Source organism: Janibacter sp. CFPM2_SD2, from assembly GCF_057364645.1.
Window position 1 is genome coordinate 18,117 of record NZ_JBNFOF010000013.1, and the last position, 12,840, is coordinate 30,956.

The following is a 12,840-nucleotide window of genomic DNA, read 5'->3' on the forward strand; positions in this document are numbered from 1 at the left end:
GGCGTCAGCCCTGGCGTGCCACCAGCGCCTCGGCGATCTGGACTGCGTTGAGGGCGGCGCCCTTGCGCAGGTTGTCCCCAACGACGAAGAGCGTCAGGCCCTTGCCGTCGGCGACCGACTGGTCGACGCGGATGCGGCCGACGAAGACCTCGTCCTTGCCGGTGGCCTCGAGCGGGTTGGGCACGGCTGTGACGACGACGCCGTCGGCGGCCTCGAGGATCTCGGTCGCGCGCTCGGGCGTGATCGGGCGCTCGAACTCGGCGTGGATCGCCAGCGAGTGACCGCTGAAGACGGGCACCCGCACGCAGGTGCCGGAGACGCGCAGCTCGGGGATGTGCAGGATCTTGCGCGACTCGTTGCGCAGCTTCTGCTCCTCGTCGGTCTCGAGGGTGCCGTCGTCCTGGACGGACCCGGCGATCGCGACGACGTTGAAGCCGACAGGCACCTCGTAGACCTGCGGGGCCGGCAGCGTCAGGGCGCCACCGTCGCGGGCGAGGTCCTTGGGGTCGCCGGAGGCGTAGCCGCCGCGCAGCTGGCTGTCGAGCTCGGTGAGCCCGGCACCGCCCGAGCCGGAGACGGCCTGGTAGGTGGCGACGCGAAGGGCGACCAGGCCCGCCTCGTCGTGGAGCGGCTTGAGCACCGGCATCGCGGCCATGGTCGTGCAGTTGGGGTTGGCGACGATGCCCTTGGGCGCGTCGTCGAGGTCGGCGGCGTTGACCTCCGAGACGACGAGCGGGACCTCGGGGTCCTTGCGCCAGGCGCTGGAGTTGTCGACGACGGTGGCGCCGGCGGCGGCGACCTTGGGCGCCCACTCCTTGCTCGTGGACCCGCCGTTGGAAAACAGGGCGATGTCGAGGCCGGAAAAGTCGGCCGTCGCGGTGTCCTCGACCGTCACCTCCTCGCCCTTCCACGGCAGGGTCGACCCGGCGGACCGTGCCGACGCGAAGTAGCGGATCGAGGTGACGGGGAAGTCCCGCTCCTCGAGCAGCGTGCGCATGACCTGTCCGACCTGGCCGGTGGCTCCAAAGACTCCGATGTGCATGCGCCCAAGGATAGGCGTCGGGGCCTGAACACCCACATCGGTGTTCAGGCCCCGGACGGTTCGAGCAGTCAGTCCTTCGGCTGCTCGGGGGTCGACGAGCTGCTCGACTCGGGCACGACGGCCGCGACCTTGTCGCGGTCGATGCCCTCGCCCGGCTCGGCGTGGTCGACGGACAGGACGAAGTCGTCACCGTGCTCGGTGACACCCGCGACGACGGCCTGCTTGAGCGCCTCGACGGCGTAGGCACGCCGGACGGCCATCGGGTCGGCCTGCAGGTCCTTCACGAGCGCGACGGCCATGCCGATCATGATGAGCACGAAGGGCAGGGCCGCGATGATCGTGACCTGCTGCAGACCGGTCAGCGAGTCCTCGCCGCCGATCGTCAGCATGATCGCGGCCGCGGCACCGGTGGCCACACCCCAGAAGACGACGGTGAACTTGTTGGGCTCGAGGGTGCCGCGCTCGCTGAGCGAGCCCATGACGATCGAGGCGGCGTCGGCACCCGAGACGAAGAAGATCGCCACGAGGACCATGACGAGGATCGAGGTGACCCCCGCCCAGGGCATCGAGTCGAGGAGCGCGAAGAGCGTGCTCTCCTCGCCGTCGCCGAACTTGTCGAGCGTCGCGCCCATCTCCTGCGCCTTGATGGCGGCGCCACCGAAGATCGCGAACCAGATGAGGCTCACCGTGCTCGGGACGAGCAGGACGCCGGTGACGAACTCACGGATGGTGCGGCCGCGGGAGATGCGGGCGATGAACATGCCGACGAAGGGGGTCCAGCTGACCCACCAGGCCCAGTAGAAGATCGTCCATCCGGACAGCCACCCCTTGACGCCGTGCTCGCCCTGCGCGTTGGTGCGCGCGGAGTACTCCATGAGGTGCTGCATGTAGGTGCCGAGCGAGGTCGGGACGAGGTTGAGGATGAAGATCGTCGGGCCGACGATGAAGACGAAGAGCGCCAGGACGAAGGCCAGCACCATGTTGGTGTTGGACAGCCACTGGATGCCCTTCTCGACGCCGGAGACGGCCGAGAAGATGAAGCAGATCGTCAGCACGACGATGATGAGCACGAGGACCGTGTTGGTCACGTCGTCGGCCCAGCCGACGATCTTGGCGCCGGAGGCGATCTGCAGGGCACCGAGGCCGAGCGAGGTCGCGGAGCCGAAGAGCGTGGCGAAGATGGCGAAGATGTCGATGACCTTGCCCACCGGGCCGTTGACCTGGCGCTTGCCGATGAGCGGCTCGAAGACCGCGCTGATCGTCAGGCCGCGGCCCTTGCGGAAGACGCCGTAGCCGATGGCCAGACCCGCGACGGTGTAGATCGCCCAGGGGTGGAGCGTCCAGTGGAAGAGGGTCGTCGCCATCGCGGTGCGCGTCGAGCTGTCGTTGCCCGCCTCACCGGTGCCGGGCGGCGGCGTGAGGTAGTGCGCGAGCGGCTCGGCGGCGCCCCAGAACATCAGGCCGATGCCCATGCCGGCGGAGAACATCATCGCGATCCACGAGACGGTCCGGAACTCCGGCTCCTCGCCGTCGGCGCCGAGCGGGATGTTGCCGTACTTGCTCGCGGCGAGCCAGATGACGAAGAAGACGAAGCCGGTCGAGGCCAGCGCGAAGAGCCAGCCGGTGTTGGTCACGACCCAGTCGAGTCCGGTCTCCGAGGCGCTGGAGAGCGACGAGGTGCTGATGACACCCCACAGGACGAAGGCGACGGACAGCACGGCGGTGATGCCGAAGACGATCCAATCGATCCCCAGCTTGTCCTGCTTGCGGATGATCCGGGGCTCGAGGGCCGGGTGGTCCACCCGGCGGGTGTCGCGCGGCGGCGCGTTGCGTCCGGAGGTCGAGGTCTGCGTAGGTTCAGTCACGTGTCAGGTGGGCCCAGCGCACACGCGGGCCACTCCTCCCGTAGGCGATTGAGATGGCGTATGCCGCTCGAGAATCACCCGGGCGACCCTCCACCTTGGCCCGAGGAGGTCAGAGAACCCAAACCGTCGTGACCTTTTCGTGACCTCAGAAGCCCAGTCGCTGCAGCTGCTTCGGGTCGCGCTGCCAGTCCTTGGCCACCTTGACGTGCAGGTCGAGGAAGACCTTCTCCCCCAGCAGCCGCTCGATCCCCTGGCGGGCCGTCGTGCCGACCTCGCGCAGCCGCGAGCCTCCCCGACCGATGATGATCGCCTTCTGGCTGTCGCGCTCGACGAAGACGTTGACCCGCACGTCGAGCATCGGGTCGTCCTCGGGCCGACCCTCGCGGGGCACGATCTCCTCGACGACGACGGCCAGGCTGTGCGGGAGCTCGTCGCGCACGCCCTCGAGGGCCGCCTCGCGGACGAGCTCGGCGATCATCTTCTCCTCGTCCTCGTCGGTCAGCTGGTCCTCGGGGTAGAGCGGGGCCGGCGAGGGCGGCAGGTGCTCGGCGAGCACCCGCAGCACGTCGTCGACCTGGTCGCCGCGCACGGCCGAGCACGGGACGATCGCGGTCCAGTCGCCGAGCTGGTCGATGGCGATGAGGTGCTCGGCGAGCCGCTCGCGGTCGACGGAGTCGCTCTTGGTCGCGATGGCGACGACGGGCACCCGCTTGGCCCGCTGCAGCTCGGCGAGGTCCTTGGCGATGAAGGTGTCTCCGGGCCCGATCCGCTGGTCGGCCGGCAGGCAGAAGCCGATGACGTCGACCTCGAGCAGGGTCTCGCGGACGAGGTCGTTGAGCCGCTCGCCGAGCAGCGTGCGCGGCTTGTGCAGCCCGGGTGTGTCGACGAGGACGAGCTGCTCGTGGTCGCGCGTGACGATGCCACGGATCGTGTGCCGGGTCGTCTGCGGCTTGCTGGAGGTGATGGCCACCTTGTCGCCGACGAGCGCGTTGGTCAGCGTCGACTTGCCGGCATTGGGCCGCCCGACGAGGCAGGCGAAGCCCGCGCGCCACTGGCCCTGGGTCTGCTCGTCCATGCTCATGCCCCGATCTGGTCGTGCTCGCGTGCCTGGTCGTCGGCGGGGTCGACCCGCTCGACGATGACCGTCGCGATGCGGTGCTGTCGTCCCGACATCTTCTCAGCCGTGAGGGAGAGACCGCCCACCTCGCAGCGGGCGCCGACGATCGGCACCCGTCCGGTGATCTTGCCGATGAGGCCGCCGACGGTGTCGACCTCCTCCTCGTCGATCGTCACCTCGAAGAGCTCGGCGAGGTCGTCGACGTGCATGCCGGCCGGCACCCGCGTGCGGCCGTCGTCGAGCTCCTCGACCCCGGGCCCCTCGCGGTCGTACTCGTCGGTGATCTCGCCGACGATCTCCTCGAGGATGTCCTCGATCGTCACCAGGCCGGCGGTGCCGCCGTACTCGTCGACGACGATCGCGGCGTGGATCTGGTCGCGCTGCATCTCGCGCAGCAGCTGGTCGACGGGCTTGCTGTCGGGGACGAAGGGGGCCGGCCGCATGAAGTCCTCGACGGCCCGGTCGCGCACCTCCTCGTCGGCGAGCAGCCGGCGCACGACGTCCTTGAGGTAGAGCAGGCCGACGATGTCGTCGCTCGACTCCCCGACGACCGGGACCCGGGAGAACCCCGAGCGGATGAAGAGGTTGAGCGCCTTGCGCGCCGGCTTGTCCGACTCGATGGTGATCATGTCGGTCCGCGGCACCATCACCTCGCCGGCAAGGGTGTCACCGAGCTCGAAGACCGAGTGGAGCATGTCGCGCTCCTCGTCCTCGATGAGCTCCGACTCCCCCGCGAGATCGAGCAGGTCACGCAGCTCCGCCTCGGAGCGGAAGGGCCCGTCACGGTAGCCACGGCCCGGCGTGACGGCATTGCCGATGGTGACGAGCAGGCGGGCAACCGGCCCGAGGACCCGCCGCAGCCCGACGACGAAGGGGGCGGCCGCCAGGGCCACCGCGGTGCTGTGCTGCTGGCCCAGGGTGCGCGGCGAGACGCCGACGAGCACGAAGGTCACGACGACCATGATCGCCGCCGACACGAGCAGCGCCACCCAGGTGCGCTCGACCTCCTCGACGACGACGAGCGTGATGAGCACGGCGGCACTCGCCTCGGCGGTCGCGCGAGGAAGGCGAGCACCGAGATGTGCCCGCGCTGTCGGCGAGGACCTGGCGCAGGGCCGCGCGCGCGCCGCCCTTCGCTCTCGCCTCGTCGGCCGCGACCGCCGACGCGGAGATGATCGCGGCGTCGGCGAGGGTGAGGACGAAGGCGGCGACGATCGCGGCGACCGCGCCGACGAGCAGGCTCGTCACGCCTCGGCCTCCCGGCCCCGACCGGCGAGGAAGGTGAGCAGGAGCTGACGCTGCAACTCGAACATCTCGCGCTCCTCCTCCGGCTCGGCGTGGTCGTAGCCGAGCAGGTGGAGGATGCCGTGGGTCGTGAGCAGGAGCATCTCCTCGATCGCCGCGTGACCGGCCGTCAGCGCCTGCTTCTCGGCGACGGAGGGGCACAGCACGATGTCACCGAGGACGCCCTCGACCGGCGCCTCGCCCTCGCGCCCGGGCCGGAGCTCGTCCATGGGGAAGCTCATGACGTCGGTGGGGCCGGCGAGGTCCATCCACTGCTCGTGCAGGACGGTCATCGTCGCCTCGTCGACGAAGCGGATGCACAGCTCGGCCTGCGGGTGCACCGCATCTGCTCGAGCACGTAGCGGCTGATGTCGACGAACTCGGTCTCGTCGACGACGTGGTCGGTCTCGTTGAGCACGTCGATGCTCATGCGCGCTCCCCCTTCGTGGCGTCGTAGCGGTCGTAGGCACCGACGATCTCGCCGACGAGGCGGTGTCGCACGACGTCGGCGGCGTCGAGGTGCGCGAAGTGCACGCCCTCGATGTCGGTGAGGATGCGCTGGACCACCTTGAGCCCGGACTGGGTGCCGCCGGGCAGGTCGACCTGGCTGGTGTCCCCCGTGACGACCATCTTGGAGCCGAAGCCGAGGCGGGTGAGGAACATCTTCATCTGCTCGGGCGAGGTGTTCTGCGCCTCGTCGAGGATGATGAAGGAGTCGTTGAGCGTGCGACCGCGCATGAAGGCCAGCGGCGCCACCTCGATGGTCCCCGCCGCCATGAGCCGCGGGATCGTCTCGGGGTCGATCATGTCGTGCAGCGCGTCGTAGAGCGGGCGCAGGTAGGGGTCGATCTTGTCGTTGAGCGTGCCGGGCAGGAAGCCGAGCTTCTCCCCCGCCTCGACCGCCGGCCGGGTGAGGATGATCCGGTTGACCTGCTTGGCCTGCAGGGCCGCCACGGCCTTGGCCATGGCGAGATAGGTCTTGCCGGTGCCGGCGGGGCCGATGCCGAAGACGACGGTGTTGTCGCCGATCGCGTCGACGTAGTGCTTCTGCCCCAGCGTCTTGGGTCGGATCGTGCGGCCGCGGTTGGAGACGATGTTGGTCGTCAGCACGTCGGCCGGCCGCTCGCGGGTCTGGCCGCGCAGCATGGTGATCGAGCGCTGACGGCGTCCTTGTTGAGCGGCTGCCCGGCCTCGAGGATCTCGATGAGCTCGTCGAGCAGGCGGTCGATGACCTCGAGGTCACCGCTCGGGCCCTGGAGGCGGAACTCGTTGCCGCGCACGAGGATCTCAGTGCGAGGGAAGGCTCGCTCCATCGTCCGCAGGAGCTCGTCGGTCGGGCCGAGGAGGCTGACCATCTGGACGTTGTCGGGCAGGACGATGGTCTGCTGGACCCGTGGGGCGGTGCCGGGGGCACCGCGCGGGGGTCGTCGGTGATCGCGTCGAGGGCGCGCAGGTCGGGCTGGTCTGATGAGGGCATCGTGGTGCTGATTCTACGGGCTCGGCGCCGGGGCGATCATCGCCAGCGGCCCATCGCGCTGAGCACGGCGATGGCTGCCGGGCCTGCGGTGGAGGCCCGCAGGACCTCGCTGCCCAGCCGCACCGGCTGGGCGCCGGCGGCGACGAAAGCGCTCGAGCTCCTGCGGCGAGATCCCGCCCTCGGGCCCGACGACGAGGAGGACCTCCCCTTCGCCCGGCAGGTCCGCCGTCGCCAGCGGAAGGGTGGCGTCCTCGTGCAGGACGAAGGGGGTGGCTCCGGCGAAGCGCTCGACGAGCCCCGCGCTGCCGACGAGCTCCTCGACGTGCGGCCAGCGGCCGCGGCGCGACTGCTTGGCGGCGCGCTCGACGACATGGGTCCACTTGCGTCGGCCCTTGTCGACCTTGGGCCCCTTCCACCGCACGATCGACCGGTCGGCCTGCCACGGCACGACGGCGTCGACGCCGAGCTCGGTGGCCGCCTCGACGGCGTCCTCGTCGCGGCCGTCCTTGGCCAGGGCCTGCACGAGCACGAGGCGAAGGGAGGGCTCCGGCTCGTCGGCCCGCCCCAGCACCCGCAGGCGCACGAGGTCGCGACCGACCTCGGTCACCTCGGTGAGCACCCGCGCCCCGTGCCGGTCGGCGACGAGCACCTCCTCGCCCACGCCGAGACGGACGACGGTCGCCGCGTGGTGGGCCTCGGGGCCGGTGAGCTCGACGAGCGCGTCAGGGGCGAGGCCGTCGAGGGCGCCGGGGTCGACGACGAAGAGCGGTGCGGTCACCGGGGTCAGCGACCCTTGAAGGCGTGGCGCAGGCGTCCGACGAAGCCGGAGTCGACGTCGTCGAGCTCGCCGTCGGGCTGCTCCTCGTCACGGGCCGCCGCGAGCTCACGCAGCAGGCGCTCCTGCTCGTCGTCGAGGCGGGTCGGCGTGCGCACGTCGACGTGGATGACGAGGTCGCCGCGACCCTCGCGCCGCAGGTGCGTCACACCGAGGCCGGGCAGGACGATCGTGTCGCCCGGCTGGGTGCCGCGCTTGATGGTGATCTCCTGCTCGCCGTCGAGGGTGGCGAAGCTCATCGTCACGCCGAGGGCGGCTGCGGTCATCGGCACGGCGACCGAGGCGTGCAGGTCGTCGCCACGGCGGGTGAAGGTCTCGTGCTGACGCACGCGCAGCTCGACGTAGAGGTCGCCGGCCGGCCCGCCACCGGGACCGACCTCCCCTTCGCCCTCGAGGTGGATGCGGGTGCCGTCGTCGACGCCGGCGGGGATGCGCACCTTCATCGAGCGACGGCTGCGCACCCGGCCCTGGCCGGAGCACTCGTGGCAGGGGTTGGGGATGACCTCGCCGAAGCCCTGGCAGGTGGGGCACGGACGGCTGGTCATGACCTGGCCGAGGAAGGAGCGCTGGACCTGCTGGACCTCGCCGCGACCGCCACAGGTGTCGCAGGTGCGTCGGCCGGTGCCCGGCTGAGCGCCGTCGCCGCTGCACGAGCCGCAGACGACGGCCGTGTCGATCGTCAGCTCCTCCTGGCCGCCGAAGACCGCGGTCGCGAGGTCGATCTCGAGGCCGACGAGTCCGTCCTGGCCGCGCGCCGAGCGGGAGCGCGGACCGCGCCCGGCGCCGCCGGCCGCCTGCCCGAAGAACTGCTCCATGATGTCGCTGAAGGTGAAGCCGGCGCCGAAGCCGTCGTGCTGGCCGCCGTAGGGGTCACCGCCCATGTCGTACTGGCGGCGCTTCGTCTCGTCGGAGAGGACGTCGTAGGCCTGCGAGACCCGCTTGAACTGCTCCTCGGCCTCCGGGCCGGGGTTGACGTCGGGGTGCAGGGTGCGGGCCAGCTTGCGGTAGGCCCGCTTGATCTCCTCGGGCGTCGCCTCGCGGCTGACGCCCAGGTCCTCGTAGTAGTCGTTCACGCGTGACGTCCTCGGTGGGTGGTGGGGGTCGGGTGGTCGTGCGCGGTGCGGTCGCCCGTCAGGCGTCCACGATCCGCGAGAGATAGGTGGCGACGGCGCGCACCTGCGCCATGGCCGCCGGGTAGTCCATGCGGGTGGGGCCGAGCACACCGACGGCGCCGACCTGCTCGTCGCCGGAGCCGTAGCCGGAGGTGACGAGCGAGGTGCCCTGCAGCCCGGACACGGGATTTTCGGAGCCGATGCGCACCGAGACGCCGGCCGCGGTCTGACCGGCCTCGACGCTCAGCAGCTTGAGCAGGACGACGTGCTGCTCGAGCGCGTCGAGCACCGGCTCGAGGGTCATCGGGAAGTCGCTCGAGCTGCGCGCGAGGTTGGCGGTGCCGGCGAGCGTCACCTTGGTCGCGCGCTCCTGCGCGAGGGCGTCCTCGACGGCCGCGATGACCCCGGCCGTCAGGGCGTCCTCGGTCTCGTCGTCCTCGACGGCCAGGGTGCGCAGCGCGGTGATCGCGTCGGCGAGCCGCAGGTCGCGGGTCGCGGCGTTGATCCGGCCGCGCGCACGTGCGAGGGCCTCGGCGCCCTGGCTGCTCAGGTAGTCGACGCTCGTCGGCACGATGCGCTGCTCGACGCGGCCGGTGCCCATGATGACGACGACCATGAGCCGGGTCTCGCTCATCGGGACGAGCTCGATGTGCTTGACCGTGCTGCGGGTGAGCGAGGGGTACTGCACGACCGCGACCTGGCGGGTCAGGGTCGACAGCAGCCGCACGGTGCGCTCGAGGACGACGTCGAGCTCGTCGGCGCCCTCGAGGTAGTCGGTGATCGCCGCCCGCTCGCCGCGCGACATCGGGCGGATCGCCTGGAGCCGGTCGACGAAGAGCCGGTAGCCGGCGTCGGTGGGGATGCGCCCGGCCGACGTGTGCGGCGCGATGATCAGTCCCTCGTCCTCGAGGGCGGCCATGTCGTTGCGCACGGTCGCCGCCGAGACGTTGAGCTGGTGGCGGTCGAGCAGCGCCTTGGAGCCGACCGGCTCCGAGGTCTGCACGTAGTCCTCCACGATGGCGCTGAGCACGGCCATCCGCCGCTCCTGGCTCATGACGTCCTCCTTCGTCACCCACTCCGGGACCGCTGGCACTCGGTCCACCTGAGTGCCAAGTCTACGACCGTCGGAGGCATTCCAACGACCCCGGCGTGCCGCGCCGACCACTCCCCCGGTGTGCGCCTACGGTCACCCCTCGTGAGCGATCGATACGGCAAGGACGTGCTCTCCGGCGACTGGAAGTCGAAGGGCAGGCTGGCGCGGCCCACCTCCCGTGCCCTCGAGGCCACCCGCGGAACGGTCGTCGAGGACGTCGAGACCGGGTGGGTCGGCGCCGTCGTCGCGGTGGAGAAGGCGGGCGGCGTGCACGTCGTCCACCTCGAGGACCGCGCGGCAGGGTGCGGGCCTTCCCGCTCGGCGGTGGCTTCCTCGTCGACGGCGCCCCGGTCTCGCTCACCGCACCGAAGGGGGCCCAGCGCGCCGCCCTCGCCGCGGCCGAGCAACAGGCCTCCCGCACCGCGAGCGGCTCCGTCGCCGTCCACGACGCCAAGGCCAGAGTCGCCATCGGGTCGCGGATCTTCGTCGAGGGCCGCCACGACGCCGAGCTGGTCGAGAAGGTCTGGGGCCATGACCTGCGGGTCGAGGGCGTCGTCGTCGAGATGCTCGACGGCGTCGACGACCTCGCCGCGGCCATCCGCGACTTCGCACCGGGCAGGGGCCGCCGGATGGGCGTGCTCGTCGACCACCTCGTGCCCGGCAGCAAGGAGTCCAGGATCGTCGCCGAGGCCAACAAGGTCGCGCCCGAGCACGTGCTGGTCCTCGGTCACCCCTACGTCGACGTGTGGCAGTCGGTGCGCCCCCAGCGCCTCGGCATGGACGCGTGGCCGACGATCCCGCGCTCCATGGAGTGGAAGCGCGGCATCTGCGCGCACCTCGGCTGGCCCCATGACTCCCAGGCCGACATCGCCCGCGCCTGGAAGCAGATCCTCGGCACGGTCCGCTCCTACGCCGACCTCGAGCCCGCCCTCCTCGGCCGCGTCGAGGAGCTCATCGACTTCGTCACCGCCCCCGAGGGCTGAGGAGCGAGCGCCAGCACGCCTCGATGCCGGCCTGGCCGGGAAGTCCGAGTCCGGCCGGGAAACCTGCTGGTGGCCGGGCTATTGCGCGGTCACCAGCAGACTTCCCGGCCACGGACGAGCTTCCCGGCCAAGGTGACTCGGCTCAGGACGGCGAGCGAAGGGGGATGTCGGCGCACATCAAGCCGAAGTCAGGCACGACAACGTGCGTCCCAGGAAGACGAAGGACTTCGGCGGGCGCCGACATCCCCCTTCGCCCACCGGACCCGTCTCCCGCCGGAGCCTTCGCCCGAAGGATCAGTCCCTCGGACCGCCGGCGACGTAGATGACCTGGCCGGAGACGAAGCCGGCCTCCTCGGACAGGAGGAAGGAGGCGGTGGCGGCGATGTCCTCGGGCTGGCCGACGCGGCCGACGGGGGTCTCCTTCGCCGCGTGGGCGAGGAAGTCCTCGAAGGGCACGCCGATGCGCTCGGCGGTCGCGGCCGTCATGTCCGTCTGGATGAAGCCGGGGGCGATCGCGTTGGCCGTCACGCCGAACTTGCCGAGCTCGATGGCCAGGGTCTTGGTGAAGCCCTGCATGCCGGCCTTGGCGGCGGAGTAGTTCGTCTGGCCGCGGTTGCCGAGGGCGGAGGTCGAGCTGAGGTTGACGATGCGGCCGTACTTCTCCGCGGTCATGTGGGCCTGGGCGGCCTTGGTCATGAGGAAGGCACCGCGCAGGTGGACCGCCATGACCGAGTCCCAGTCGTCGACGGACATCTTGAAGAGCATGTTGTCGCGGATGATGCCTGCGTTGTTGACGAGCAGCGTGGGGGCGCCGAGCTCCTCGGCGACGCGGGCGACGCCCGCCTCGACCTGCTCGGCGTCGGAGACGTCCACGCCCACGGCCAGGGCGGTGCCGCCCCCTTCGGTGATCTCGTCGACGACGACCTGGCAGGCCGACTCGTCGAGGTCGAGGACGGCCACGTGGTGACCGTCGGTGGCGAGACGGAGGGCGATGGCGCGGCCGATGCCGCGCGCGGCCCCGGTGACGATGGCGGTGCGAGTCGTGGTCATGCCCTCATCGTGCGTCATGGGATCCGGTGCCGCACAGGGGCGTCCGCCGACCGGTCACCGCCGGCGGATGCGGCTCGCCGGCCACCGCGGCTCGGTCGGGAGCATCCAGCCACGCTTGCGCGCGAGCAGGCAGACCCCGCCGCCGACGACGAGCGCGCCGAGCGAGGCGAGCGGCCCGGTGGTCATGAGGTGGAGCAGGACGAGGGTCGCGCCCCCGGCGAAGGCCGCCGTGGCGTAGAGCTCGGAGCGCTGGAGGATCACCGGCACGTTGCCGAGCATCATGTCGCGCACGACGCCGCCACCGCAGGCGGTGATGACGCCGAGCAGGATGGCCGGGAACCAGTGGATGTCGGCGAGCAGCGCCTTCTGCGTGCCGACGACCGCCCAGGTGCCGAGGGCCACGCCGTCGATCCAGGGGAAGACCTGACGCCACCGGCGCCCCTCGAGCGGGACGAGGAAGGAGATGGCCGCCGCGACGAGGGCCACCGTCAGGTAGCGCAGGTCGGTCAGGGCGACCGGCTGCACGTTGAGCAGCACGTCGCGGATCGCGCCGCCGCCGAGCGCGGAGACGACGGCCAGCACCGAGAAGCCGACGGGGTCGAGCTGGTAGCGGCGGGCGACGGCTCCGCCGAGCAGGCCGTTGGCGAAGACACCGAGCAGGTCGACGAAGGCGATGAGGTCGGGGATCTCGGGCACGTCAGGCACCGGCACCCCCGACGAGGTGGTGGACGACGGTGTCGGCGAGCAGCCGCCCGCGACGGGTGAGCACGACGCTCCCCCGCACGGCCTCGCGACCGTCGACGAGTCCGTCGGCGACGAGTCCGGCGACGGCCCGGCGACCCTGCGGCGTGAGGCGATCGGTCGGCAGGCCCTCGCGCAGCCGCACCCCGAGCAGGACTCCTCGTCGGCCCGGCTGCTCCGGCGTCAGCTCCTCGCGCTCCGCGGCCGGTCGCCCTCGGCCAGCGCCGTTGGCCCAGCTCGC

General features: G+C 71.3%; 8 protein-coding genes and 5 pseudogenes. 1 reads left to right on the top strand and 12 read right to left on the bottom strand.

Translation table 11 applies throughout. The features are described 5' to 3' along the window. Positions 1-4 precede the first annotated feature (4 nt). The 9 genes and pseudogenes from AC2W7J_RS02475 to hrcA all read right to left on the bottom strand — a co-directional run bounded on the left by AC2W7J_RS02475 (position 5) and on the right by hrcA (position 9,786). Complete coding sequence (locus tag AC2W7J_RS02475) at positions 5-1,042, bottom strand: aspartate-semialdehyde dehydrogenase (RefSeq protein WP_485981333.1); 1,038 nt, start codon at positions 1,040-1,042, stop codon at positions 5-7. Between the two features lie 68 nt (positions 1,043-1,110). Next, entirely contained in the window at positions 1,111-2,844 is a 1,734-nt protein-coding gene (locus tag AC2W7J_RS02480) for a BCCT family transporter (protein ID WP_485981340.1), read from the bottom strand. A 208-nt stretch (positions 2,845-3,052) separates the two neighbouring features. Continuing rightward, on the bottom strand, positions 3,053-3,988 hold the full coding sequence (era, locus tag AC2W7J_RS02485) for a GTPase Era (RefSeq protein ID WP_421008988.1): 936 nt from the start codon (positions 3,986-3,988) through the stop codon (positions 3,053-3,055). Then, a complete protein-coding gene (locus tag AC2W7J_RS02490; RefSeq protein WP_485981335.1) occupies positions 3,985-5,058 on the bottom strand; it encodes a hemolysin family protein in 1,074 nt (357 codons plus the stop codon). Before AC2W7J_RS02490 ends, era begins: the two co-directional genes overlap by 4 nt. Positions 5,059-5,268: 210 nt before the next feature. Beyond that, a pseudogene (gene ybeY / locus AC2W7J_RS02495) lies at positions 5,269-5,738 on the bottom strand (rRNA maturation RNase YbeY). Beyond that, a pseudogene (locus tag AC2W7J_RS02500) lies at positions 5,735-6,687 on the bottom strand (PhoH family protein). The pseudogenes ybeY and AC2W7J_RS02500 overlap by 4 nt, the downstream one beginning before the upstream one ends. Positions 6,688-6,821: 134 nt before the next feature. Further along, a pseudogene (locus AC2W7J_RS02505) lies at positions 6,822-7,563 on the bottom strand (16S rRNA (uracil(1498)-N(3))-methyltransferase). 5 nt (positions 7,564-7,568) lie between these two features. Further along, positions 7,569-8,693, bottom strand: coding sequence for a molecular chaperone DnaJ (gene dnaJ, locus AC2W7J_RS02510; protein ID WP_255183737.1), 1,125 nt, complete (start codon positions 8,691-8,693; stop codon positions 7,569-7,571). A gap of 58 nt (positions 8,694-8,751) precedes the next feature. Then, the gene (hrcA, locus tag AC2W7J_RS02515) at positions 8,752-9,786 is read right to left on the bottom strand and encodes a heat-inducible transcriptional repressor HrcA (RefSeq protein WP_485981341.1); all 1,035 of its coding nucleotides are present in this window, start codon (positions 9,784-9,786) and stop codon (positions 8,752-8,754) included. 141 nt (positions 9,787-9,927) lie between these two features. Between hrcA and AC2W7J_RS02520 the strand changes: the two are divergent. After that, positions 9,928-10,808 (top strand): annotated as a pseudogene (locus AC2W7J_RS02520) (DUF3097 domain-containing protein). Between the two features lie 294 nt (positions 10,809-11,102). Here AC2W7J_RS02520 and fabG read toward each other — a convergent pair. The 3 genes and pseudogenes from fabG to AC2W7J_RS02535 form a co-directional block, all read right to left on the bottom strand. Then, positions 11,103-11,858 (bottom strand): 3-oxoacyl-ACP reductase FabG, encoded by a 756-nt coding sequence (fabG, locus tag AC2W7J_RS02525; RefSeq protein WP_427801067.1) that lies wholly within the window; start codon positions 11,856-11,858, stop codon positions 11,103-11,105. A 54-nt stretch (positions 11,859-11,912) separates the two neighbouring features. Beyond that, positions 11,913-12,563, bottom strand: a complete 651-nt coding sequence (locus AC2W7J_RS02530; RefSeq protein ID WP_427801068.1) for a trimeric intracellular cation channel family protein — start codon at positions 12,561-12,563, stop codon at positions 11,913-11,915. Next, a pseudogene (locus tag AC2W7J_RS02535) lies at positions 12,556-12,840 on the bottom strand (radical SAM family heme chaperone HemW); the annotation flags it as partial. The pseudogene AC2W7J_RS02535 and the gene AC2W7J_RS02530, both read right to left, overlap by 8 nt.

Coding starts and splice junctions, on each gene's coding strand:
- fabG (WP_427801067.1), bottom strand. CDS start 11,858: ATGACCACGACTCGCACCGCCATCGTCACCGGGGCCGCGCGCGGCATC.
- AC2W7J_RS02475 (WP_485981333.1), bottom strand. CDS start 1,042: ATGCACATCGGAGTCTTTGGAGCCACCGGCCAGGTCGGACAGGTCATG.
- era (WP_421008988.1), bottom strand. CDS start 3,988: ATGAGCATGGACGAGCAGACCCAGGGCCAGTGGCGCGCGGGCTTCGCC.
- hrcA (WP_485981341.1), bottom strand. CDS start 9,786: ATGAGCCAGGAGCGGCGGATGGCCGTGCTCAGCGCCATCGTGGAGGAC.